Source organism: Phyllobacterium endophyticum (genome assembly GCF_003010935.1).
Taxonomy (GTDB): Bacteria; Pseudomonadota; Alphaproteobacteria; order Rhizobiales; family Rhizobiaceae; genus Phyllobacterium; species Phyllobacterium endophyticum.
Genome location: NZ_PGGN01000001.1, coordinates 91415 through 113756, shown reverse-complemented (window position 1 = coordinate 113756; position 22342 = coordinate 91415). Strand labels below are relative to the sequence as shown.

Below are 22342 nucleotides of genomic sequence, written 5' to 3'. Positions count from 1 at the left end.
TCAGCGGCGGGCGATCAAAGCGAGAAGAAAACCCACACCCGCGGCAACCGCAATGGTCGTGAGCGGGTTTTCGCGAACGGTATCGGTAAGCTGTTCTTCAAGTTCGCGTGCTTGGAGGCGAAGATCGTCGAACGTCTCCTCGCCACGCACCCGTGCAGTTTCATAGGACTCGGCTGCACTGCGCCTGGCATCTTCGGCGGAGCTCTTTCCAATCCGTGCAAGCGTCGCGGCAATATTGGCGATGTCGTCCTTGAGTGCGGTAATCTGCGCCTGCAAATCCGGATTGGACTCAGTGGCTTCGTCGACTGCTTTGCGAACTTTGGAAGAAACCGTGGCCATCGAAAACTCCTTGAATGAACGGCCTCGTGCCGGCCGTAACGTCAGTCATCTCTATTTGTTCCATGCAATGACGGCCTCTGCAAGCCTGCAGCGGCGCGCGATCGCTATGACAGATAGCCCATGAACCATAGGATAAGGATAATCGGAAGGGGGAGGCCGATGAGCCATAACAAGACACCACGTAACATTTCAGTTCCTCCTGCGATGTTGGGAGTTTGTTCGAAGCCGGACTAGATTCGTCCCATCAGAAGCAGAATCAGCAGGACAACGAGGATGATCCCGACGATGCCGGATGGGCCGTAGCCCCAATTCCTGGCATGGGGCCAAGTTGGAAACACACCGATTAGTGCCAAGATAAGAATGATGATGAGAATTGTCGTCAGTGACATTCTTTCCGCCCTCCCTCAGGAAACTTTACAGCTGGGTAACACGTGAAATAGGATTTGGTTCCGGTTGAGCATCGGCAGCAACATCGAAGCGCAGCTGGCGTGCAACCAAAGCGGGCCGACTTCGTTCCTAACGGGGGCCGAATGGAGAACGGATTTTCATGAATGTGATGACGGTGGGTGTCCATGCCCTCTGAACAGGTGGGGGGACCGTCGCCTCGCGCGGTGGAACGGGTCACGAGACGGCCAATCCACGCGCCCGTTTCTACGGCTCTGGCAAACCGGGGAGAATTCCCCCCAGTCGTCGTAGCGATAGCCATCGTTGCGGCGCTTTATTTTGCGCGCGACATCTTCGTCCCGCTGGCACTCGCGCTGCTTCTGACGTTTGCGCTTTCGCCGCTGGTCACCGGTTTGCACCGCTCGGGGATACCCAAGGCCGTGGCGGTTCTCAGTGTAGTGATAACGGCATTTCTGGTGATCTTCGTCTTCGTTAGCATCGTTGCGAGTCAATTGACCGTTTTGGCACAGAACCTGCCGAGTTATCAGTACAACATCGAAGCAAAGATTCGCGCCGTAAAGGATGCGCAGTCCGGCAATAGTGTTTTCGACCGCGGCGCCCGAATGTTCAAGCGCCTGGGCGAGGAGATTGGCCGCTCGGATGAGGTGGAGCGGTTTGTCGGTCGCGATCGTACAGACGACGCCGCTGATCCGGCACGGCAACGTCCAGAGAACGTGGCGCCGCCGGAAGCCGTCCCTCGCCTGAACGCTCGAGACCCCGACAAGCCCGTTCCTGTTGAGATACGCAATCCGCCGCCTGATCCGTTGAGCCTGCTTCAAACGTTCGTCGGGCCGTTGATCCAGCCGCTGGCTACGGTAGGCATCGTGATAGTCGTCGTGATTTTCATGTTGATGCGTCGCGAAGATTTGCGCGATCGCTTTATCAAGCTCGTGGGGGCGAGCGATATACACCGAACGACGACTGCCTTGCACGACGCCGGCAAACGGGTGGGGCAGTATCTGCTGATGCAGCTGATCATCAATATCAGCTTTGGTGTGCCCATTGGTATCGGGCTGTGGCTCATCGGGATTCCGAATCCGATGCTGTGGGGCATGCTGGCAATCGTTCTTCGTTTCGTTCCCTATATCGGGCCGATCATGGCAGCGGCCTTTCCGCTTATCCTGTCGCTGGCTGCCGACCCCGGCTGGATGACCCTGGTCTGGACCGCGGCGCTCTTCATCGTGCTCGAGCTCATCAGCAACAATATCATGGAACCGCTGATCTACGGCTCGAAGACCGGCCTCTCGCCCGTTGCCGTTCTTCTGGCGGCGATTGTCTGGACCTGGATTTGGGGCCCCATCGGCCTGATCCTTTCGACGCCGCTGACCGTGTGCCTCGTCGTCCTCGGACGGCATGTACCGAAGTTCGAGTTTCTCGACGTTCTTCTTGGCAATGAGCCGGTGCTCCTTCCACCAGAACAGCTCTACCAGCGGCTTCTATCGGGCGATCCGGACGAGGCGACCGAAAAGGCCGAGGAGTATCTGCAGTCTGCAACGATCCTTGATTATTACGCATCGGTGGCTATTCCGGCGCTGCAACTGGCTGAACACGACAGAGGCAGGGGCGTGCTCGATGAAACAAGGCGTAGCCGCGTGGCTCAGAGCATGATTTTGCTGGTGGAGAACCTCTCAGACTACGAGGATTCCGAAGGGGAAGAGGAAGGGCAAACGGCGGATGCCAACAAAACCCCACCCAGCAACAAAAAACCCCGGACCAAAAAACCTATGGCGATCGTGTCAGCGGGTGGGAGGGGTGATCTGGACGACGCAGCCGCAGTCATTCTCGGGGACATTCTCGAGCGAAGAGGTTTCGACATCCGTGACGTTACCCACGATGAGCTCGAGGCGTCAAATATCGGCAAACTCGATCTCGAGGGTGTCGGCGCGATTTGCATCAGCTATCTCAACACGTCGTCTGTAGCGCATGCGCGCTATCTCGTCCGGCGCATAAGACGCAGGAACGCGCGCATCAAGATCATCATCGGGTTCTGGGATGAAGATGCCAATACCAGTATTGGCGAAAAGATCGTGGGATCAACACGCAACTGCGTGTTCACTTCGTCTATCGAAGCGGCCGTACAAGAACTTTGCGGGTGAGTGATTTTTTGTCCCGCAGCGGATTTTCACGGAACCAAGACCGAATTCATCACGTTTGAACACTGGCTGATCGAGTTTAGGTCAGTTCTTGAGACCCGGTGCCTGTTCCCCCGTGGGCGCCGGGTCGTTTGTTCCTCTAATGGTCCGATGGCCCAGATCGCAGGAGATGCGGAACAATCCGCATGCCGGCTCGTTTAGAATTGTCAATGAACTTCAAGGAGTTGATCCATGGGAAGCACCAGCGATAAAGTTTCCGGCGCAGCCAACAAGGCCGCCGGCAATGTCAAACAGGCTGCGGGCAAGGCAACCGGTTCCAGGGAAATGGAAGCAAGGGGAAAGCTGCAGGAAGCCAAAGGGGATGCACAGCAGGCCAAAGGCAAAGCCAAGGATGCTGTGAAAAGGGTAGTCGACAAGGCCTGATGGCCCTCTCAGAATTGCGAAACCCAGCCGGTCCGTTCGCGGGCCGGTTGCTTTTTGCGCGAGAGTCTGACGTGCTGTCTACTTGATTTCAGAATTTTAAGGGAACTGCCGATGAGGATCAATGTGGGGTGTGAACTGACGTTCGAGTTTACGCAGGAAACACCTCTGATCGCCATTTTGAATGTGCATCATTCACGATTTGCCGATCTGGAAGGTATAGAGACGTTTCAAACTACATCGGGCGCCAGCGTGACCGGGTATCATGATCAGTTCGGCAATTGGTGCAACCGCATCCTTGCTGCGCCAGGGACCTTCTTCTGCTCGACAAATGCCATCGTCCGCGACAGCGGCCTGCCTGATCCTGTCGTAACTGATGCTGTCCAGCATCGGGTTCAGGACCTGCCGGATGAAACGCTGGTTTATCTGATGGGAAGCCGCTACTGCGAAACCGATCTTCTGAGCGAGGAGGCCTGGCGCTTGTTCGGACATGTGCCAGAGGGCTGGCAGCGCGTTCAGGCCATATGCGATTTCGTGCACAACCACATCGTGTTTGGATATGAACATTCAAATCCTACACGCACCGCATCATCAGGTTACTACGAAGGCAGGGGTGTCTGCCGTGATTATACGCATCTCGCAGTTGCCTTTTCCCGTTGCCTGAACATACCCACTCGCTATTGTACTGGATACATCACGGATATCGGCATACCCTTGCCACATGCCGAAATGGATTTCTGCGCGTGGATGGAAGTTTATCTCGGGGGTCAATGGCATGCTTTCGACCCACGCAATAACCGTCCGCGAATAGGCAGGATCAAGGTTGCGCACGGGCGCGATGCGGCAGATGTGCCTTTGACAAATGTATTCGGTCCGAATGTGCTGACGAAGTTCAAGGTTTGGGCCAAAGAGGCCGTTTGAATGCGGGTTTCGCAACCTTTACGTGCCTAAAGCAGTTTTGTCCGATGAGATCGGAAGCCAAGGAGGGAATCATATGAGCCAAAGAGCGATTGATTTCGTCAATAACTGGATCGAAGCGAATGTCGATGCAAGCAGACCGACGGATATGGCCCATCACGACCGGAGGCCGAAGCAGCTTGCCGAGAAATGTGCGGCCGATGCAGAGGCCGCGGGTATTTCCGAATCCGAGATCAAGGATGGTTTGGGCGATCTGGAAATCTGCATGATCACGGCGATCGACAGGGCTGCTCTGGCCAAGGAAAGCAAACATGCCTGATAGGGTTCAGTGAAAATCACGGGATTTCGGCAGGATGCGCACGTTGCGAGGGTGGCTGCCCCGGGCTTGCTCGGAGACCGGATGGATTATCTCGTCACTGTGAGACACAGGAAGTGTAGCGCGCTGTTCGGACAGGCGGTAGAGCTCGCCTGTTCGATCGAATAATTTTCTTGCAATGATATGCACGACATTATCGGCACGCTGTACTATGCCTTCTATCAGGATCAGGCGTGATCCCATTACTTCCTTGCGGTATTTTTCCGACAGGTTCTGCCAGACCACAACATTGGCGATACCAGTTTCATCCTCGATAGTCATGAACACTACGTTGCCATTGCCAGGTCGCTGGCGAACTGTAATGACACCGGCAATCTTGACTCGCCTGTTATTGCCTAAGTTGTTTGCCTGTTTGCAAGTCACGATGTTTTCGGCGTTAAACGTATCACGCAAGAACTGCATCGGATGTCCCTTGAGTGAGAGCCGCGTCGATTCATAATCGGCAACGACATGCTCGGACATTTTCATTTGCGGCAGCGACGTCTCGGGTTCACTGGCCAGTTCGTTTGTTTCCGCAGCTTGGAACAGCGGAAGGGTTTTATTATCCGGAAAACGGCGGACAGCCCAGAGCGCGTCGCGGCGATCTATTTCAAGCGAACCGAATGCATCGGCATCAGCCAGAAGCACGAAGGCTCTTCTTTCAAGCCGGGTTCTGCGGCGGAGCTCTTCGATATCGGTGTAGCGGTGCATGCGTCTTGCGCTGATTTCTTCGGCCCAGGTTTTCGAAAAGCCTCCGATCTGTCGAAACCCCAGACGCACAGCAAGCTTGTCCTTATCGGTATGTTCAAGCGTATTATCCCACTCACTGAAATTGATATCGACTTGCCTGACATCGACGCCATGTTCGCGGGCATCGCGTACGATCTGGGCAGGTGCATAAAATCCCATAGGCTGTGAGTTCAATAGCGCCGCCGCAAATGCTGCTGGATGATGGCATTTGATCCAGGAGGAAATATATACGAGGATGGCGAAACTCGCCGCATGGCTTTCCGGGAAGCCATATTCACCGAAGCCCTTGATCTGGTTAAAGCAATTTTCAGCAAAGTTTCGTTGATAACCGCGCTGGACCATACCTTCGATCATTTGCCTTTCCATTTCATGGATAGTACCCAAATGCCGGAAGGTGGCCATGGAACGACGCAACCTATTGGCTTCGTCCGGAGTAAATTTTGCTGCCTCTATGGCGATACGCATAGCCTGTTCCTGAAACAGAGGAACACCAAGGGTTCTGCCCAGAACACTTTTCAATTCATCCTTGTCACCATGTTCGGGAGAAGGGGATGGATAATAGACTTTTTCCTTGCCCGATCTTCGGCGCAGATAGGGGTGGACCATATCGCCTTGAATCGGACCCGGACGTACGATGGCAACCTCGATAACCAGGTCATAGAATTCTCGAGGCTGAAGACGCGGCAGCATGTTCATCTGCGCGCGGCTTTCAACCTGAAAAACGCCAAGAGAGTCGGCATTGCAAAGCATGTCATAAACTGCAGGATCTTCCTGGGGGACTGTCGCAAGCTCGTAGCGATTGCCGCCATGCAGGTGAATGAGATCAAAAGCCTTGCGGATGCAGGTCAGCATGCCGAGCGCCAGTACATCGACTTTCATGATATTGAGTTCGTCGATGTCGTCCTTATCCCACTCTATGAAAGTACGATCTTTCATAGCCGCAGGACCGACGGGAACAGTTTCGTCCAAACGCTCTTGCGTGAGAACGAAACCGCCCACATGTTGAGAGAGGTGGCGCGGAAAACCGATCAATTCAGTTGCAAGTTTTACGGCGCGCCGGATCATCATGTTATCGGGGTCCAACCCCGCCTGGCGCACCTCATTCTTTTCAACAGTCGTACCCCAACTGCCCCACACCATGTTGGCAAGCGCAGCAGTTATGTCTTCGGTCAGTCCGAGCGCCTTGCCTACGTCGCGAATGGCGCTGCGCGGGCGATAACTGATGACAGTGGCAACAATGGCAGCGCGGTGACGTCCATATCGATCGAACACCCATTGCATGACCTCCTCGCGGCGCTCATGTTCGAAATCCACATCGATATCCGGAGGTTCCTTACGTTCCGGCGAAAGGAAACGTTCGAACAGGACATCTGTCTTTTTTGGATCAACGGCAGTGATATCAAGGCAATAACAAACAGCGGAATTGGCCGCGGAGCCTCGCCCCTGGCAAAGAATATTTTTAGAACGGGCATATTTGACGATATCGTAAACGGTAAGGAAATAGGGTGCATATTCAAGCTGCTGGATTATTGCCAGCTCCTTCTCCAATATCGCACGGACCTTCCGCGGAATACCTTCAGGATAACGTTGCGCAGCACCCTTCCAGGTTTCCTCTGCAAGATATTGTTGGGGCGACTTTCCAGGCGGGACAGGTTCTTCTGGATAATTATATTTGAGCTGATCGAGGGAAAAGCTGATGGGCTCAATGAAACGGTGTGTTTCAAGTAACGCTTCAGGAAAATTCCGGAAAAGCCGTTGCATCTCATCCGATGATTTCAAATGCCTTTCCGCATTTTTTTCAAGGCGCCGCCCTGCTGTATCGATCGTGACATGTTCGCGGACGCAGGTCAGCACATCCTGCAGCGGCCGCCTTGCGGCGATGTGATACAGGACATCATTCGTGGCCAGCAGGGGGACATTGGCCTCCGCTGCGATACGCGCCAGTTTTTCACCATACCGCCTGTCTGCCCCCTGATACGGCATGGCAAGACCAAGCCAGACCGAACCCGGGGCTGCCATTGAAAGTTCCTTCAGAAGGGCGGTGAGCTTTTTATCAGGCTGGGCGGGCGGCATGACTGCAATTTGGAAATGCCTGGCGCGAAAAAAGAAATCGCTGAAAACCAGATGGCACTCGCCCTTGATTTTTGCGCGCTCCTTTCCGGCACTCAAAAGGCGGCAGAGCTGGCCATAAGCAGCACGATCACGCGGATAGACGAGCAAATCCGGTGTGTCATCTATAAAAACGAGCCTGCACCCTATGAGCAGTTTCAATACTATACCGGTTTTTTCCTTGAGCTCTCTATGGGCCGTATAGGCGCGAACCACACCTGCCAGCGTATTGCGGTCGGCAATTCCAAGACCATTGAGGCCGAGTATAGCCGCTGTCTGTACCAGTTCTTGTGGTTGCGACGCGCCCTCAAGAAAGGAAAAATTGCTAGTGACGGCAAGTTCTGCATAGTTCGGCATCAGGCAAAAATTCCGTGCAGGAACCAGCGTGGCGCGGGATCGCCACGTTCATACAAACCTTCCCGGAAAGCCCAGAAACGACGGCCTTTATTGTCTTCGAGACGATAATAATCTCGTGTCAGAGCGCCAGCATGTTCACGCCACCATTCGGGGGCAATGCGTTCCGGTCCTTCAGCAAGAACAATTATGTGCTGCACTCGCCGCCAGACAAATCGCGCGGGAGCGGCGTCTGGGACTTCGAAAGTTACTTCAATGCGCTCGGCGGGCTGGAACAATCGGATAGGTCTTTCCGGAGGATTATCAGGATGGGAACCAAGGGGCCATTCAAACGAAGTATCGCTTTTTGCCTTGATCGCAGGCTCCATCAGAACGGCGCGTTCCGGAATATGGGTGTCTACAGGAACTGCGCGCAGCACGCGGGAACTACCAAGACGAATGGAAAGCCGATCGACAAGCGTGTTGATTTCTTCTGTTTCCTGCGTTCGGTTATCGAGGCTTCTCTGAATGGCCTGGGTTCGCTCGACCAGGACTGCGGCAAGCCTGATGATGTCAAAACCATAGCCGGCATCGAGCGGATCGCTGAGCGTAGAAAGCCGTTCCTTCAATAGTCGGAAGAGAGTCCTTGTCTCGGTGACAGGCCTTCCGGTCTGAATGCTTATACGCCGGACATCTCCGTCAGCCCGAAAAAAGCAGGCTTCGACCTCTCGAGCGCCTTCAACTCTTTGTTGCAGACGATGAAAGAGTTCATCACTCAAGGAAAGGAGTATCTGCTCAACGGATTCCATCGCTACCAGCGGTTCCGCCATACGTCTCTCGACCAGACAGACCGGAACGATGCGGCGGGGAGTGATGGGCTTATCCTGCCTTCCAAATAATGCGTCAAGACGATCGACAAGACTTGCGCCGAAACGGGCGGTGAGTGCAGCCCTGGGCAAGACATCGATGTCGCCCACACTACGCAAACCTGCTCGCTTGAGACTGGCAAGATGAGTTTCTTCAATATCAAGACTGAGAAGCGGCAAAGTATATAATCTGTGCGTTTCGTCATTCATGGCAATATTGCCGCCGGGTGAATGTCGGGCAAAGGCACGTGCTGCAGCGGGATTGGATGCAAGAGCACTGCGGACGATCATGCCGCTGTGAAAAAGCCGTTTGTGAATATCCTGCACGAGGCTATTTTCATCACCAAAAAGATGAATGCAGCCTGTCAGGTCAAGAATGAGCCCATGAGGCTCATCAAGCGCGACAATCGGGGTATAGCGGTCGCACCAGTCGGCAAGTTTTTCAAGCAGGACAGCATCTTTGCGCGGTGAAGCGAAAGCGATATCCAGCCTTTCAAACTGCGCGCGTGCATCCGTGAGGGCCATGCCCTTGTAAAGCCCTGCCTTGGCTGCTTTTTCATCGACAGCCGTCAACCGCAGGGCATTGGCAAGTTTGTCCACAACGACCAAATGCTGATCAGTATGGGCGCGTCCCGGATTTTCGCGTTTGAGGCGATCGGTAGGAAGATGTGGAAACCATAGCGCCAGAAACCGGCTCGACCTGTCTGAAAACATGATTGTCACTCTCCCATTGCAGGATCCAATGGCCTGTCATACCCTGTCTGTTGCGGATGAGCGTGGCGTCAAAAACCGGGTGTCCTGGTGCATTGGCACCACTCGATTGCGAAGGTGCGGCGCGGATCAGCCAACGTGTGACAGCAGCATTTTCACCGGGACATGCGCCTAATCGCAAAAGAAACGCAGGCACATTGGTTTGTTGCGCTGTGAGAAGCAATTTGCGCGAGGCGCTCAGGTCAAGACATTTCGGGCTGCTCCACGGCGCTATGATGACGGCACCGGTACCTCGAACGCCGAGGCTGTCCGAAGCGGCTTTCAAAACATCCTGCGGTGTGGGGCATCGCACGATGATGAGGCGCTGGGGATCAAACCCGATATTTTGCAAACCTGGAGCGTAGGGAAAGCCGTTTTCCTGGGCGCTAAAATCTTCTTCAAGCCAAAGAACAGGGCTGTGGCAGGGGGCGGCCCGCAAGGTAAGAGCAATGACAAAACCCGTGGCCGCACCAGCATCGCCTGATTCCTCGGCAAAGATTTCGTGGACAGCACCACGCGGCATGCCTGCTCGAAAGATTTGGTCGACAGCACTATCGCCGAAGTCAAAGGCGGAGCGCTGCGCTGCAAGCGCATCCGGCTCTCCAAGAGACGCAATGTCGCGTCTCAACGCCGCAAGATCGACGGTTGTCACTACGGTAACCTTTCAATGTTCATGATATGTTCTATTATGGAATCCCAAAGGAGCAGGAGTCAAGAAGGATATAAGCTTTAACGGTCGATGCGAGTGGAGAGAATGATCGAAGACATGGTGCGCTCGACACCATCGAGCGAACCAATTTCATCGAGTAACTTGTCCAGTTCCTGGATGGATGGCGCTTCGACAATGACAATCATGTCGAATTGGCCGCTAACCGAATGAAGCGTTCTGACCCAAGCTATCCTTCGAAGCGCTGCTTCAACCTTCGTAGCAAGTTTGGGCAAGGCGGTTACCAACACATGCGCCTTGACAAGATTTTGCTCGTATTCGGGCGATAGCTGAACGCTATACCCTCTTATCATGCCGCGCTTTTCCAGCCGCTCGATACGGCTCTGCACTGTCGTGCGTGACAAGCCCATCTTGCGGGCAAGATCCGCAGTCGAGACCCTTGCATTCTCGCGTAATAGTGAAAGGAGGGAATGGTCGGTTTCAGATAGCATAATGACTAATCCCGTCGGCATGTTGTGCAAATTTAAGCGTTGTTTCGTCAGTTTATAGACTTCATTCCGCCAAGCAATATGCGAAATTGAACCAAATTCGTATCTTCGAGGGGAAATCACATGAAAGAGATCGTTGTCGTCGGCGCTGGAAAGATCGGCGGGACAATCGCCAATCTATTGTCGGGTACCGGGGACTATAGAGTTACCGTCGTTGACAGGCACCAGGCTCAGCTCGATGCCCTGGACGTATCGCCGCTCGTTGCGACTGCCTGCATCGAAATTGCCGAAGCCGGCGCGCTCGAAAATATCCTCGATGGCAAATTCGCCGTCCTCAGTGCAGCGCCATTTCATTTGACCACCCGCATAGCCGAAGCTGCTGCCAGATCCTGCGTACACTATCTCGATTTGACCGAAGATGTCGCCAGCACGCGAATCGTCAAGGAACTCGCGAAGACTGCGAAGACTGCCTTCATTCCGCAATGCGGCCTTGCACCTGGTTTCATCTCGATTGTTGCCAATGATCTTGCCAAGCGCTTCGACACGCTCGAAAGCGTGCGCATGCGCGTCGGTGCGCTGCCGCAATACCCATCCAATGCCCTCAACTATAATCTCACCTGGAGCACGGATGGTGTCATCAACGAGTATTGCGAGCCCTGCGAAGCAATCGTGGATGGCGAATTGACCGAAGTGCCACCGCTGGAAGAGCGTGAGGAATTCTCGCTGGACGGTGTGACCTATGAAGCCTTCAACACTTCCGGTGGCCTGGGCACATTGTGTGAAACATTACTGGGCAAGGTACGTACGCTGAACTATCGCACTATCCGCTATCCCGGACATGCGGCCATCATGAAGGCGCTGCTCAACGATCTCGGTCTGCGAGATCGCCGCGACGTATTCAAGGACATTCTCGAAAATGCCTTGCCTTCGACCCTGCAGGACGTCGTGGTGATCTTCGTTACGGTCAGTGGCCGCAAGAAAGGCCGCCTTCTCCAGGAAACATATGCTAACAAGGTCTATAGCGGTCATATTGGCGCGCAGCTTTATAGCGGAATCCAGATCACGACAGCGTCGGCGATCTGTGCTGTGCTGGACATGCTGGCAAGGGGTGATCTGCCTCAACAGGGTTTCCTCAAGCAGGAAGACATCGCGCTGGACGCATTCCTCTCCAATCGCTTCGGCAAGGCCTATGCACAAGCGGAATCGGCTGGACGGCTCGTGGCTTGACGCATTATTTCAGGTGAAAGGCCATCTTGACAGGTGGCCTTCCAGTTGAACCGATCAAACCCATTCGCCCTTACGCATGACAGGGACCGCAGAGCCATCCTTGTTGATCCCGTCGACATCGATATCGCCGGAACCTATCATCCAGTCGATATGAATGAGGCTTTTGTTGCCCCCGCGCGCTGCGACTTCATCGGATGAAAGCTCTCCGCCGTTGACGAAGCATTTCGAATAGCATTGACCAAGGGCTATGTGACTGGCGGCGTTCTCATCGAAGAGCGTGTTGAAGAACAGCAGGCCGGAGGCGGAAATCGGTGAGGAATGTGGAACGAGCGCCACTTCGCCCAGGCGGCGGGCACCCTCGTCAGTACCAAGAACCTTGTTGAACACTTCCTCGCCGCGCGTCGCCTTTGCTTCGACGATCCTTCCGTCTTCGAAGCGAACCTTGATGTTTTCAATCAAGGTGCCCTGATGCGAAAGCGGCTTCGTGCTTGAAACATGCCCGTGAACCCGAAGCGCGTGCGGTGTCGTGAAAACTTCTTCTGTCGGTATGTTCGGGTTGCAGGTGATGCCGTTCTTGGCAAGGGAAGCGCCGCCCTGCCATTCATGTTCGTCGGCAAGGCCCACGGTCAGATCAGTGCCAGGTCCCTTGAAATGCAGGGCGGAGAACGTGCGGGCATTCAGCCAATTTCTCCGCTTGTGCAGGGCGGAATTATGGTCGCGCCAAGCCTCGACAGGATCGTCGCGATCGACGCGCGATGCAGCGAAAATGGCATCTGCAAGCAGACTGACGGCAACTTCCGGGTCCTGATCAGGGAAGACTTGCCTTGCCCAGGATGGATTCGGGTACGAAACGATATTCCAGTTGACCTCGAAGTTGACGATCTTCTCCAAAGCCGGCTGGTAGGCACGTGATTGAGCCTTGTTGGCGCGGGAGACCTTCTCCGGATCTTCGGAGGAAAGCAGCATCGGGTTGTCGCCCGCAACGGCCAGCCGGGCTGTATTGGCGGAGAAGGCCTGAGCCATGCCCTCGTAGAGCCACCCGGTGGCGCGGTCGAAACTATCATCCGGCGCGTTCCTGTAGCGCATCAAAGTGGTCTCTTCGTCGCTGTATAGCGTGGTCACCAAACCTGCACCCGCCTTATAGGCATGCTCCGTCAGACGGCGTACCAGCGGTACTGCAGCCAGTGGGGCGGTGATCAGGAGATCCTGCTTCTGCTGCAACTGCAGGCCGATCTTGATGGCGACTTCCGCCAGCCTGTCGAGCTTGACAGGATCGACGGCGGGAATTTTGGGAGATGAGGTCATTGCGAATCCAGCGTGATCGATGAAACGATCAGGAGCATAGTTTCAGGTTGCTCAAAAAGGCAAGTTCGCCTTTCCACGCTGGTTTCGCCACAACAACGGGCTAAATCGTGGACAAGGCCTGCAAATCCAGAGTGATTTCCTCAACAAGTTGAACTTTCACACCAATTTGCAATTCCTTGAGAAGCTGACAGAGGTCGTCGCCGTCTACAAGGTCGATCGCCGGAGCACCGTCTCTGGTGAAGGCAGCAGGACGGGCACTAGCATTCATTCAGACGGTCCTGTGTTAGTGGCCGTTATCAGCCGTTTGAAATACACAACTCCGCCCCGAGTAATTCGAGGCTAGAGGCAGAGAGCCGTCGACAAGCTGTATCTCGATATAGGGATTTCTTCAATTCGCCTTAGGTATGAGGCTTAACGACTCTCTGCTGTGCAATTATTCTTTTGCGAAATCGGCAAATTCATCCTGATGATCCGGATGCCACCGCGATAAAGGCGGGCGGTTCTTGATGATGTCGTTGGCTGCCCAGAGAATGCGTCGCTCATCAAGACTGCGAGGCACGTCATTATCGGGACAGAGTATGTAGAAATCTCCAGCCGACACGCGCTCCAGCATGAAATCGACCGTTTGTTCCGGTGTCCAGGCACCTGCCGGCTTGGTGGTGCGCTCACCTGCGGTCAGGGGCGTAAAGACGAATCCAGGTATGAAGAGATGGGCCGTTACCTGACAGTTTTTTGTGTTACGTAACTCATGTTGCAACGCCTCGGTGAAGGTCTTCACGCCTGATTTCGAGACGTTATAGGCAGGGTCTCCCGGCGGGGTTGTGATGCCCTGCTTGGAGCCGGTGTTGATGATGAGGCCCGGTCTTTGCTGCCGGATCATCTCAGGAGCGAAAATCTGGCTGCCCCGGATGACGCCGAAGAGATTGATATCGAGTATCTGCGCCCAATTGTGCGGATCAAAGATGCTGCTGCCCGGCTGAACGCCCGCATTATTCATCAGGACGTCAACACTGCCGAGTTTCTGCAATACGGTTTGTTGCAACCGCTGTAGATCTTCTACGCTGCTTACATCAGTCGCCACGCCGAGTACGCTTCCGCCCCCGCCGCGCTGAGATACCGAAATGCAGGCCGCGTCCAGCTTCTCGCCGCCAAGATCGGCGATCACGACGTTCATACCCATGGAGGCGAAACGTTTCGCGGCCGCAAGTCCGATGCCGGACGCGCCTCCTGTGATCACTGCGACATTTGAGGGTGCGAAGGCGAGATGGGCCATGGTCATGCTCCTTGTTTATCGACAACCCCGCAAGATGGGACTTAACTGAAGGCTTGTCGCTCAGCCGAAATTGGGAACGCGCAGGTAATGGGCAAGTGGCGCTACCTGTTCCCTCGGACGTTTTTCCGTCGTCTGCTCAAGATGAGCATGCTTTTGCCGCCGCGCTTCGATGATTTCCTTTTCGGAGCTTTCGCCCATGCACAGCGCTTGAATGAGAACCATGCGTGCAGCATCGGCGATGCCGGAGCGATTTTCGTTCAGGGCAATGTCGAGAATCACCCGGCGGAAATCGGTCTTTGCTACCGGTTTTCCAGTTACGTAACGTTCCCTGCGGGCGTTTTCGTCGTCGACGAGTGCATATAGCTTGTTGCGTAAATCAGCGCCGACGTTCTCGTATTGGGTGCCAAGGTCGGGCGCAGCAACGGCAAGCTTCTGCTTCTGCCGTTCGCGGTGCCGCCTCTGCCTCTCTGCATTGCTGAGTGCCATGTCTGCTGTCTGCGCCGTAACGAATGCGAATCACTATACCTGAACCTGAATAGGCATGCGTGCCGTAGCGGGCAATATTATGGTTTCGTTACACACAATCTGTTCGTCACCGTTACGGAACGCTGGTTAGGAGGCGGCTCACAGCGACCGGTTAGACCGGAACACATTGTTAGGAACCTTCGTCTTATCGTTGGGCGAATCAACTGCAATTACGGCAAGTTTTGCCGGGCCGGAAAGAGTATGAGTATGTTCGGAGCCGAATACCCCATCCAATGTCAGATCATAGCATTTCCGTTGACGAAACGCGTGGCCAAGGTTCGCGACGTAGCGGCCAAGCTCATGGAAAAAACCACCGATCGCCAAGCCGAGGCGTATCGAAACATGGTCGCCGAGATGTTGTTTCGCCATCTGGACCGGCTAGGCGTTGCGGAGGATGAGCAGGACGAGCAGGTCGGGGCGTTCTTCACGGCAGTCGAGCAGGAGTTGCTACGCCTTTACGACCTCGCCGAAGCCTATGGAGACACGTCGGCCTAGAGGGCCCGCCGCAAAATGCAGCGGGCAACCCAGTTCCGAGGTCCTATCTCACGGCGATTACGTCACCCGTGCGGCGGTCCACATCGACGCGTATGTCGTCGCCGCGCCGATCCGTGCCTTCGATTACAAACCTCGATCTTGTCCTGCGAACATCGTCCACGTCGCGCAAACCCTCGCTTCTAGCGATGCGAACTGCCTGACGCTCACTGATTCCGGAGGTCTCGCGATATACCCGTTCGCGTGACTGCTCCCGCAGCCGGACGCCGTCAGGTCCAATCTCAATGGACTGGGCAAATGCCTGCGGTGCAGATGTCGCCGCTACCACGGCAACTGCTCCCATGATCAGCATTTTCTTCAACATGATGCTTTTCCTTTCCAAATTCCAATGCCGCCCATTCAGGCTGATAAACGTTCCTTACGGCGTGGGGTTCCGTGCCGGTCAGGGTAACAGCGTAGTATCGCAGCGGCGGTGCTATCTTTGTTTGCCTGTCAAGCCGCGGGACCCGGCTAGAGCATGCAGAATTGCTTGACACACGGAGCTACAGCCGGGAATGGTTCTGCGACAAGATAGGCGTGTTGGCGATACGACATGAGGTGATCGAGCGGGCGAGAAGGAGCTCTTCTTGAGTTCGCCGGCGAGACTGACATTCCAGTACGATGGGAGCGATGGCGGAGAGGGAGAACTTCCAACTGCAGTTCTCTATTGTTCTCTATAACAAAGTTATATGTAAGTTTTTCAGTTTGTTAGCCAAAACAGGCTCTTGCATTCTAGCCTATTGTTCATCACCATTAACGAGCAAAGGTGCAGGAAAGGGTGCAGGAAATGGCCGCAATACACAAGCTTTCTGATCTCAAAGTTAAAGGCAAGCTGGAACCGGGGCGATATGGGGACGGGGGCGGGTTATACCTAGAAGTGTCGGCATCCCGGACAAAAGCTTGGCTCTATATGTGGAAGACTGCAGGTCGGCGCCGAGCTATGGGGCTCGGTGGCTACCCTGCAGTGTCTCTCGCTAAAGCTCGCCTCGTGGCGGCAGAGGCGAAAGCGAGTGTGGTTAACGGAATTGACCCATTCTCACTACGTCAAAAGGAAACGGTGCCATGTTTCTCTGAATGTGTTGACCTGTTCCTAAAAGTTAACAGACCGGCGTGGCGAAATGAAAAACACTCTGCTCAATGGGAAATGACCCTCGGGGAGGCGTACTGTCGTTCCATAACAAAGAAGGCCGTCGATAAGATCACGACGGACGACATCCTCAGAATTCTCTTGCCAATTTGGCAAAACAAGTCGGAAACCGCATCGCGAATACGTGGAAGGATTGAGCGCGTTCTGGATTTTGCCAAGGCCAAAGGATGGCGGGACGGTATGAACCCAGCACTATGGCAGGGCCATTTAAAGTTAATTTTGCCAACTCGGGTCAGGTTGCAGCGCGGTCACCACGCAGCACTCCCCTATAAGATTTTGCCAGCTTTCATGAAAAACTTACGTGAACGTGAAGCCGTAGCTGCTCTGGCATTGGAGTTCCTCATTTTGTCAGCAGCACGTTCCGGTGAGGTTTTAAACGCCACGTGGCACGAAATCGATTTTGACGAAAGACTTTGGAACATACCGGGCAATCGAATGAAGGCAGGCAAGAACCATAGTGTGCCACTGACACCAGCAGCCCTCATGATCCTGAACAGGCTCAAGACCGTTCGCACATCTGACTACATATTTCCGGGGCAGCGGCCCAATCGTCCATTGTCTGCAACTTCCATCGAGATGCTTCTGAGGCGCATGAAGCAAGATGAAATCACGCCGCATGGGTTTCGCAGCACTTTCCGCGATTGGGCGGGCGATGAAACCCACTTCCCGCGAGATTTGATTGAAACTGCATTGGCACACCGTGTGGGGGACGCAACGGAAAGAGCTTACCGGCGGTCGTCGGCCATCGAAAAACGAAGGGCTTTATTAGAATGCTGGTCAGCATACTGCTCTGGTCAGGATGTTCCGAAAAACGTTGTCGCGTTGAGGGCGAAGGCATGACGAAGCGCCTTGAGGAAGACGCTGAAGCGTTAGAAATCGCTTCCAGCATTGTTGCCATGGCGAAAGACACTTCTGTTGCGAAGGACTACGTGGACGTTTTTTTTATTCTGGACGTAATGCTGTCGGGCAACAAAGATGCGGCTCGTGACGCAATTGTATCATACCTTCGGACTGGAAAAGCGCCCGCTCTGGTCCAACGTTTGGCAGCTGACTTCCTCGACCCCGTCCAACATCAGCACGGGCGGGGACGGCCAGTCCATTACCGACCATCGCGTTGGTGGGAGATCGGCATCGCCTGCAATGAGTTGAGAGAGATGAAGCCGCCCGCAAAGAATGTAGTTGTCACGGTTGCACAGCGGCTAAATGTCAGTGAAAGCGAAGCAAAAAGAGCCGACACCTTCTATCGAAAGGTCTACCGCAATATTGATCGATTAACCGGATGATCCGGGTCATTTAATATGGAATTGTTGGTGCTGAAATGCCGAGCGCCATGTGAATAATGGGTAACCGTCTTCAACAATAGGCGGTTATTATGGATCCATCGAACAACGGAAAATCTCTCGTCAAGCTTGCGTACAGCATCTCGGAAGCCTGCCAAGTCAGCGGACTTTCGCCGGGCTCACTGCACAAACTTTTCAATGAAGGTCATCTCACCCGTCGTAAGATTGGCAAGCGCACATTTGTAATGGGCGAAGAACTTATTGAGTTTCTCCGCACTCGCCCTCAGACAAAATGGAATACGGGGAGCGACGAGCAATGAGCGCCCCTTCATTGTCACCTGAGGAGCGTAACACAGCTCTTACCGCTGAAATGATTTCGGCTGCGAAACAATATGCTGCAGCGGGAATTCCTGTTTTTCCTGTGGGCGGCAACAAGGTCCCGCTTGTCTCTTGGTCGACTGAGGCAACAAAAGATCCCGATCAGATCGAGAAATGGTGGCGACGATGGCCAACGGCGATGATTGGTGCTCCAACAGGCCCACGAAGCGGCTTTGTAGTGCTGGATGTTGACCAGAAGAATGGGATAGACGGTCATAGTACGTTGCATACTTTGGGATTTTCCATCCCGAAAGATGCTGTAGAAGTTAAAACACCTTCTGGGGGATCCCACTACTATTTTGGTTTCTGGGAGAGTGGGCTCAAAAACAGCGCAGGAAAGATTGGCTCCGGCATCGATCTTCGGGCCGAAGGCGGTATGATCATCTTGCCACCTTCGAGGCCGACGATCAGCGGATCAGACTATCACTTTGCCCATGCCCAAAATTTTGGCGCTCTTTCCCAGATCGCAACACCCCTTCCCCATTGGGCATATTCGACAAAAGCGACTGGTACGAGCTATCGACCTGCTCTACCAATAAATACTTTCGGCACAGGTGCCACGACGGCATACGGTCAAGCGGCTTTAGACAGAGAATTTGAACGAGTGTCCACGGCACCGGCCGGGACTGCGAATAACAGCCTCAATGTCGCTGCGCACGCTATTGGTCAACTTGTTGCTGGTGGAGAAATATCTCGAACAGACGCAAATTGCTTACTTGAGGCAGCATCTCAGCGAAAAATGGACGATGTTGAAGCCGCTGCCACTTTTGAGAGCGGATTTCGTGCTGGTTGTAATGAACCCCGGTCGGCACCAACGTCGGTCACCAACGGCACCGCGCCGATAGGTGGCAAAATGCCGAGGACAGGAGTTGCCCGGGCGCTGGCGGATGAGGCTAGGAAAACCTCTCCAGTAATCGTTCCGCTACCGTTTTCATGGATCGAGGAAAAACACGTAACGAAACGTGATTGGCTCTACGGTAAACATTTGATCCGAAAGTTTGTGTCGGCAACTGTTTCAGCGGGCGGTATCGGGAAGAGCATCCTTGTTCAAACCGAGGCGCTAGCCATGGTTAGCGCCAAGAAAATTCTTGACGTATCCGTGGCGCAGCCACCGCTGCGGGTTTGGTATATCAATCTGGAAGATCCTATTGACGAGCTTAATCGTCGATTTGTGGCTATACGCAAATATTTCAAACTGAACGACGCTGACGTTGCTGGCAGACTTTTTGTCAATTCGGGGCGCGATACGCCGATCACCATTGCTGAAAAAGCAGGTGACAAAATTATTGTGTCGCCGCATGTGGTGAGGCAGCTAGTTGAAGGTATACAAAGAAATAAAATCGATGTCCTGATCATCGATCCTTTCGTCGCATCTCATCGCTTACCGGAAAACGATAACACAGCTATCGAAATTGCTATACGCACATGGTCAGATATAGCTGAACGGGGCAATTGCGCTATCGAGTTGGTTCATCACGCCCGGAAGCAAAACGGTGAAAATTTGACCGCCGAAAGTGCGCGGGGTGGTAGCGCCTTCGCTGCTTCGTGCCGCGAGGTACGCGTGCTCAATCGCATGACGGAAAATGATGCGGCTCGACTTGGCGCTGAAAATCATCGGTCTCATTTTTTGGCTTCTTCAGAGAAGCAAAACATGTCTGCTTCCTCTGACCAGCAAGATTGGTACGAGATGAAGACAGTGACATTGGAGAATTCGGATGACGTCGGAATTGTTACAAGATGGGTTCCACCCGATATGGCGATTTTCGCTAGCGATCAAGTATTGCGCAGCGTGCAAGAAAAGTTTGAGGCAAGTTCCTATCGCGCCAATCCGCAATCTCCGGATTGGGGGGGATATATCGTAGCCAATGAGCTTGGCATCGACGTCGGTCAAGGGATGACGCGGGTGAATAAAACGGGTCCTCAGAAAGCCGCGCTGCGACAAGTACAAGGCGTTTTGGGACACTGGCTCAAAACCGGCGCCATCACAGTTGTTGAACGTGCCAATCACAAACGTGAAATGAAAAAATGCTATGCCGTACCCAAAAAAAGCCAGAGTTGACCCATGTTCCACTGGCGAACTGACCAGTATGCTTGGTCCTCAACCTGCCCCACCACCACCCCATAGGGGTGTGGGGGGTGGGGGGTGACCAAAACGGTTTCGCGTAAACACGAAGATCTTTGGCAGGCTTCAGATATCTATCTATCCGTCCGGCTGGCGGACAAATTGACCACTGACAACCGCTTAGTTCGACGACATTCAAGGTCAGTCAAACATGCCGATTTGCTTTCCGATGGCAACCAATTCCCTGATGCGTTGAAAGGCTTCACGTTTCTCCCGCAGGGTTTGTTTAGTGTACTCGCCGGTCCGGTAATTGCCGTTCCTCTCTCCTGCTGGCGCACCACCCCGTCCGCCATGGATTTGACAGCGCGCATTATGTTTCAGTGCTGGCTTCTGACATGGTTTGCCGGAACGCGTCTTTGCACCACAACGCCGACCAGACCAGTCAGGGCCGAAAAGCCACGTTTTCTTACTTGGGGTGCAATTGTGATCGTCCAAGGGTTGATCCTTCGATGCCATTCTTCATCGTATTTTCCGACCCAGATTATATTGCAGGAGCTCCCGTCGTACCAATCGCATTTCCGTAAGAATTGAATAAAATACGGTATTGTGCGTTGAGAATTAAATCATTGTAATACATGAATTATTTGACGTTTGCCGCACATGAAAACTCTTATCAACCGATGTGTTATACGGCTCAGCGCTGAACGAAATGACGATTGGCATCGTCTATTCAGATTATTGATTGTTTTTCGCGCTCATGCGAACGTTCATTCTGGGGTCGTGGGGTAAGGAAATGCACATAAAAAGGTTGGCGCTCGCAGTTCTGTGCGCGTTATCGTGTTCCATCACGTGCGTGAATGCCGAAGAAAAGGCATCGAGTTCGGGGACAGGTTTCTTCGTGAACGCCGAAGGCTGGCTGGCAACGAATGCTCATGTCATAGAAGGTTGCGAGAGCATAACCGTGGGCACCTTCGGAAGCGTTCTGCAAAAGCAGGTAGATACGCAAAATGACCTTGCAATAGTTCGTGTGTCTACGCCAGCCTCGGGCATTAGCGGGATTGCGATCCGTCGCGCCTCCCCGCGACTTGGCGAAGATGTTGCGGCGCTGGGCTACCCTTTGTCGGGCCTCCTGTCAGATAGCGTGAAGATCACAACTGGCAACATCAATTCACTCGTCGGCATAGAAAACGACACACGATATCTGCAAATCTCCACGCCTATACAGCCGGGAAACTCGGGCGGTCCACTTCTAGACAAGGCAGGAAGTCTCCTCGGCATCAACACTGCCACGCTCGGCAGCAAATTCGCTGCAAATTCGGGTATTCTGCCGCAGAATGTGAACTTTGCCGTTCGCGCCAGTGTACTGGAATTGTTTCTTCAGGCTCGTGGCGTTAAATATCAGTCAGTGGATACCGCGGAGACGCCATTGGCCACCGCTGATCTCGCGGATAAGGTGTCACCAAGTGTTATTCAAATTCTCTGTTATGGTCAGAAAAACGAGGAAGCTCCTGTAGCTTCGGCACACACAAATCCTCCAAGCAGTTCGACCGTCGCGCCAATACCAGAGCCCTTTTTGCCGCATAGAAGCTTTATCGTTGTCGGCGGCCTTGATGTGATTGGGTTCGATTACGCGACACTGAAAAATGTAACGTTTGGGCAATGCAAATCGGCTTGCGCCGACGATCTTTCCTGTAAAGCAGTGACATACAACCGTGATGCCAATTACTGTTTTCTCAAGAATGATGCCGCACTGTTGATCCGCAACAAAGATGCTATCGCTAGCTATTCAACCGAGAAAGCTGGCGATGTCTTGAAAACATCCATCTCCATACATGCAAGTCGCGATAGTGCAGGCGGAGACTATCGGCGCTTGCAGGGCAGTACGTTCGTCGGTTGTTTTGTCGCATGCATTAGAGACGACGTATGCAGAGCGTTTTCGTATGTCCGGAAAAGCAATGACTGTTGGCTAAAAAGCCAGGTCGGCGTTGTGACGAAACGGGCTGGTGTCGAACTGGGTATAAAGTGAACGAGTTGCTTAGATATTGATCCTGACCTTGAGGTACGACCAGAGTTACGAGAGAA

At 53.8% G+C, this 22342-nt stretch carries 23 protein-coding genes; 11 read left to right on the top strand and 12 right to left on the bottom strand.

Annotated elements, in window-relative coordinates; translation table 11 throughout:
- Window positions 1-339, bottom strand: a complete 339-nt coding sequence (locus CU100_RS00570) for a DUF883 family protein (RefSeq protein ID WP_106714630.1) — start codon at window positions 337-339, stop codon at window positions 1-3.
- 230 nt (window positions 340-569) lie between these two features.
- Entirely contained in the window at window positions 570-728 is a 159-nt protein-coding gene (locus CU100_RS00565) for a DUF3309 family protein (protein ID WP_106714629.1), read from the bottom strand.
- Window positions 729-911: 183 nt separating this feature from the next.
- Here CU100_RS00565 and CU100_RS00560 point away from each other — a divergent pair, with 183 nt between their 5' ends.
- From CU100_RS00560 to CU100_RS00545, 4 genes are all read left to right on the top strand, one after another.
- The gene (locus CU100_RS00560) at window positions 912-2879 is read left to right on the top strand and encodes an AI-2E family transporter (RefSeq protein WP_106714628.1); all 1968 of its coding nucleotides are present in this window, start codon (window positions 912-914) and stop codon (window positions 2877-2879) included.
- A gap of 228 nt (window positions 2880-3107) precedes the next feature.
- On the top strand, window positions 3108-3299 hold the full coding sequence (locus tag CU100_RS00555; protein WP_106714627.1) for a CsbD family protein: 192 nt from the start codon (window positions 3108-3110) through the stop codon (window positions 3297-3299).
- 111 nt (window positions 3300-3410) lie between these two features.
- Window positions 3411-4217, top strand: a complete 807-nt coding sequence (locus CU100_RS00550) for a transglutaminase-like domain-containing protein (RefSeq protein ID WP_106714626.1) — start codon at window positions 3411-3413, stop codon at window positions 4215-4217.
- A 73-nt stretch (window positions 4218-4290) separates the two neighbouring features.
- The gene (locus CU100_RS00545) at window positions 4291-4533 is read left to right on the top strand and encodes a DUF768 domain-containing protein (protein ID WP_106714625.1); all 243 of its coding nucleotides are present in this window, start codon (window positions 4291-4293) and stop codon (window positions 4531-4533) included.
- A 6-nt stretch (window positions 4534-4539) separates the two neighbouring features.
- On the opposite strand, the gene CU100_RS00540 is transcribed toward CU100_RS00545, so the two are convergent.
- From CU100_RS00540 to CU100_RS00525, 4 genes are all read right to left on the bottom strand, one after another.
- Window positions 4540-7785, bottom strand: a complete 3246-nt coding sequence (locus tag CU100_RS00540; protein WP_106714624.1) for an error-prone DNA polymerase — start codon at window positions 7783-7785, stop codon at window positions 4540-4542.
- Entirely contained in the window at window positions 7785-9341 is a 1557-nt protein-coding gene (locus CU100_RS00535; RefSeq protein WP_245418889.1) for a Y-family DNA polymerase, read from the bottom strand. Before CU100_RS00535 ends, CU100_RS00540 begins: the two co-directional genes overlap by 1 nt.
- A complete protein-coding gene (locus CU100_RS00530) occupies window positions 9244-10029 on the bottom strand; it encodes an ImuA family protein (protein WP_106714622.1) in 786 nt (261 codons plus the stop codon). The genes CU100_RS00535 and CU100_RS00530 overlap by 98 nt, the downstream gene beginning before the upstream one ends.
- A 77-nt stretch (window positions 10030-10106) precedes the next feature.
- Entirely contained in the window at window positions 10107-10535 is a 429-nt protein-coding gene (locus CU100_RS00525; RefSeq protein ID WP_106714621.1) for an Lrp/AsnC family transcriptional regulator, read from the bottom strand.
- Between the two features lie 120 nt (window positions 10536-10655).
- Between CU100_RS00525 and CU100_RS00520 the strand changes: the two genes are divergently transcribed.
- Window positions 10656-11759: a saccharopine dehydrogenase family protein gene (locus CU100_RS00520; protein ID WP_106714620.1), complete on the top strand. Its 1104-nt coding sequence runs from the start codon at window positions 10656-10658 to the stop codon at window positions 11757-11759.
- 54 nt (window positions 11760-11813) lie between these two features.
- Here the strand turns inward: CU100_RS00520 and CU100_RS00515 are convergent, their stop codons facing one another.
- From CU100_RS00515 to CU100_RS00500, 4 genes are all read right to left on the bottom strand, one after another.
- The gene (locus CU100_RS00515; RefSeq protein WP_106714619.1) at window positions 11814-13064 is read right to left on the bottom strand and encodes an aminopeptidase; all 1251 of its coding nucleotides are present in this window, start codon (window positions 13062-13064) and stop codon (window positions 11814-11816) included.
- Between the two features lie 100 nt (window positions 13065-13164).
- Complete coding sequence (locus tag CU100_RS00510) at window positions 13165-13332, bottom strand: hypothetical protein (RefSeq protein ID WP_183635499.1); 168 nt, start codon at window positions 13330-13332, stop codon at window positions 13165-13167.
- 165 nt (window positions 13333-13497) lie between these two features.
- Complete coding sequence (locus CU100_RS00505) at window positions 13498-14337, bottom strand: SDR family NAD(P)-dependent oxidoreductase (RefSeq protein WP_106714618.1); 840 nt, start codon at window positions 14335-14337, stop codon at window positions 13498-13500.
- Between the two features lie 60 nt (window positions 14338-14397).
- Complete coding sequence (locus tag CU100_RS00500; protein ID WP_106714617.1) at window positions 14398-14823, bottom strand: hypothetical protein; 426 nt, start codon at window positions 14821-14823, stop codon at window positions 14398-14400.
- Window positions 14824-15063: 240 nt separating this feature from the next.
- Here CU100_RS00500 and CU100_RS00495 point away from each other — a divergent pair, with 240 nt between their 5' ends.
- Complete coding sequence (locus tag CU100_RS00495) at window positions 15064-15357, top strand: DUF6074 family protein (protein ID WP_106714616.1); 294 nt, start codon at window positions 15064-15066, stop codon at window positions 15355-15357.
- Window positions 15358-15400: 43 nt separating this feature from the next.
- Here CU100_RS00495 and CU100_RS00490 read toward each other — a convergent pair whose 3' ends face one another.
- Window positions 15401-15718, bottom strand: coding sequence for a PepSY domain-containing protein (locus CU100_RS00490; RefSeq protein WP_106714615.1), 318 nt, complete (start codon window positions 15716-15718; stop codon window positions 15401-15403).
- 462 nt (window positions 15719-16180) lie between these two features.
- Between CU100_RS00490 and CU100_RS00485 the strand changes: the two genes are divergently transcribed.
- The 4 genes from CU100_RS00485 (at window position 16181) to CU100_RS00470 (ending at window position 20257) form a co-directional block, all read left to right on the top strand.
- A complete protein-coding gene (locus tag CU100_RS00485; RefSeq protein WP_106714614.1) occupies window positions 16181-17380 on the top strand; it encodes a tyrosine-type recombinase/integrase in 1200 nt (399 codons plus the stop codon).
- On the top strand, window positions 17377-17823 hold the full coding sequence (locus CU100_RS00480) for a hypothetical protein (protein ID WP_106714613.1): 447 nt from the start codon (window positions 17377-17379) through the stop codon (window positions 17821-17823). The genes CU100_RS00485 and CU100_RS00480 overlap by 4 nt, the downstream gene beginning before the upstream one ends.
- A gap of 89 nt (window positions 17824-17912) precedes the next feature.
- The gene (locus CU100_RS00475; RefSeq protein WP_106714612.1) at window positions 17913-18140 is read left to right on the top strand and encodes a helix-turn-helix domain-containing protein; all 228 of its coding nucleotides are present in this window, start codon (window positions 17913-17915) and stop codon (window positions 18138-18140) included.
- A complete protein-coding gene (locus CU100_RS00470) occupies window positions 18137-20257 on the top strand; it encodes a bifunctional DNA primase/polymerase (RefSeq protein WP_170113703.1) in 2121 nt (706 codons plus the stop codon). The genes CU100_RS00475 and CU100_RS00470 overlap by 4 nt, the downstream gene beginning before the upstream one ends.
- A 204-nt stretch (window positions 20258-20461) precedes the next feature.
- Here CU100_RS00470 and CU100_RS00465 read toward each other — a convergent pair whose 3' ends face one another.
- A complete protein-coding gene (locus tag CU100_RS00465) occupies window positions 20462-20776 on the bottom strand; it encodes an HGGxSTG domain-containing protein (protein ID WP_106714610.1) in 315 nt (104 codons plus the stop codon).
- A 241-nt stretch (window positions 20777-21017) separates the two neighbouring features.
- Here CU100_RS00465 and CU100_RS00460 point away from each other — a divergent pair, with 241 nt between their 5' ends.
- A complete protein-coding gene (locus tag CU100_RS00460) occupies window positions 21018-22286 on the top strand; it encodes a trypsin-like peptidase domain-containing protein (RefSeq protein ID WP_342588299.1) in 1269 nt (422 codons plus the stop codon).
- Window positions 22287-22342 lie beyond the last annotated feature (56 nt).

What these genes read in the sequence shown, in the direction of transcription:
- CU100_RS00490 (WP_106714615.1), bottom strand. Translation starts at nt 15,718, where the DNA reads ATGTTGAAGAAAATGCTGATCATGGGAGCAGTTGCCGTGGTAGCGGCG.
- CU100_RS00515 (WP_106714619.1), bottom strand. Translation starts at nt 13,064, where the DNA reads ATGACCTCATCTCCCAAAATTCCCGCCGTCGATCCTGTCAAGCTCGAC.
- CU100_RS00510 (WP_183635499.1), bottom strand. Translation starts at nt 13,332, where the DNA reads ATGAATGCTAGTGCCCGTCCTGCTGCCTTCACCAGAGACGGTGCTCCG.
- CU100_RS00500 (WP_106714617.1), bottom strand. Translation starts at nt 14,823, where the DNA reads ATGGCACTCAGCAATGCAGAGAGGCAGAGGCGGCACCGCGAACGGCAG.
- CU100_RS00475 (WP_106714612.1), top strand. Translation starts at nt 17,913, where the DNA reads ATGGATCCATCGAACAACGGAAAATCTCTCGTCAAGCTTGCGTACAGC.
- CU100_RS00545 (WP_106714625.1), top strand. Translation starts at nt 4,291, where the DNA reads ATGAGCCAAAGAGCGATTGATTTCGTCAATAACTGGATCGAAGCGAAT.
- CU100_RS00495 (WP_106714616.1), top strand. Translation starts at nt 15,064, where the DNA reads ATGAGTATGTTCGGAGCCGAATACCCCATCCAATGTCAGATCATAGCA.
- CU100_RS00460 (WP_342588299.1), top strand. Translation starts at nt 21,018, where the DNA reads ATGCGAACGTTCATTCTGGGGTCGTGGGGTAAGGAAATGCACATAAAA.
- CU100_RS00505 (WP_106714618.1), bottom strand. Translation starts at nt 14,337, where the DNA reads ATGGCCCATCTCGCCTTCGCACCCTCAAATGTCGCAGTGATCACAGGA.
- CU100_RS00525 (WP_106714621.1), bottom strand. Translation starts at nt 10,535, where the DNA reads ATGCTATCTGAAACCGACCATTCCCTCCTTTCACTATTACGCGAGAAT.
- CU100_RS00470 (WP_170113703.1), top strand. Translation starts at nt 18,137, where the DNA reads ATGAGCGCCCCTTCATTGTCACCTGAGGAGCGTAACACAGCTCTTACC.
- CU100_RS00540 (WP_106714624.1), bottom strand. Translation starts at nt 7,785, where the DNA reads ATGCCGAACTATGCAGAACTTGCCGTCACTAGCAATTTTTCCTTTCTT.
- CU100_RS00555 (WP_106714627.1), top strand. Translation starts at nt 3,108, where the DNA reads ATGGGAAGCACCAGCGATAAAGTTTCCGGCGCAGCCAACAAGGCCGCC.
- CU100_RS00550 (WP_106714626.1), top strand. Translation starts at nt 3,411, where the DNA reads ATGAGGATCAATGTGGGGTGTGAACTGACGTTCGAGTTTACGCAGGAA.
- CU100_RS00520 (WP_106714620.1), top strand. Translation starts at nt 10,656, where the DNA reads ATGAAAGAGATCGTTGTCGTCGGCGCTGGAAAGATCGGCGGGACAATC.
- CU100_RS00570 (WP_106714630.1), bottom strand. Translation starts at nt 339, where the DNA reads ATGGCCACGGTTTCTTCCAAAGTTCGCAAAGCAGTCGACGAAGCCACT.
- CU100_RS00560 (WP_106714628.1), top strand. Translation starts at nt 912, where the DNA reads ATGCCCTCTGAACAGGTGGGGGGACCGTCGCCTCGCGCGGTGGAACGG.
- CU100_RS00480 (WP_106714613.1), top strand. Translation starts at nt 17,377, where the DNA reads ATGACGAAGCGCCTTGAGGAAGACGCTGAAGCGTTAGAAATCGCTTCC.
- CU100_RS00535 (WP_245418889.1), bottom strand. Translation starts at nt 9,341, where the DNA reads ATGTTTTCAGACAGGTCGAGCCGGTTTCTGGCGCTATGGTTTCCACAT.
- CU100_RS00465 (WP_106714610.1), bottom strand. Translation starts at nt 20,776, where the DNA reads ATGGCATCGAAGGATCAACCCTTGGACGATCACAATTGCACCCCAAGT.
- CU100_RS00565 (WP_106714629.1), bottom strand. Translation starts at nt 728, where the DNA reads ATGTCACTGACGACAATTCTCATCATCATTCTTATCTTGGCACTAATC.
- CU100_RS00485 (WP_106714614.1), top strand. Translation starts at nt 16,181, where the DNA reads ATGGCCGCAATACACAAGCTTTCTGATCTCAAAGTTAAAGGCAAGCTG.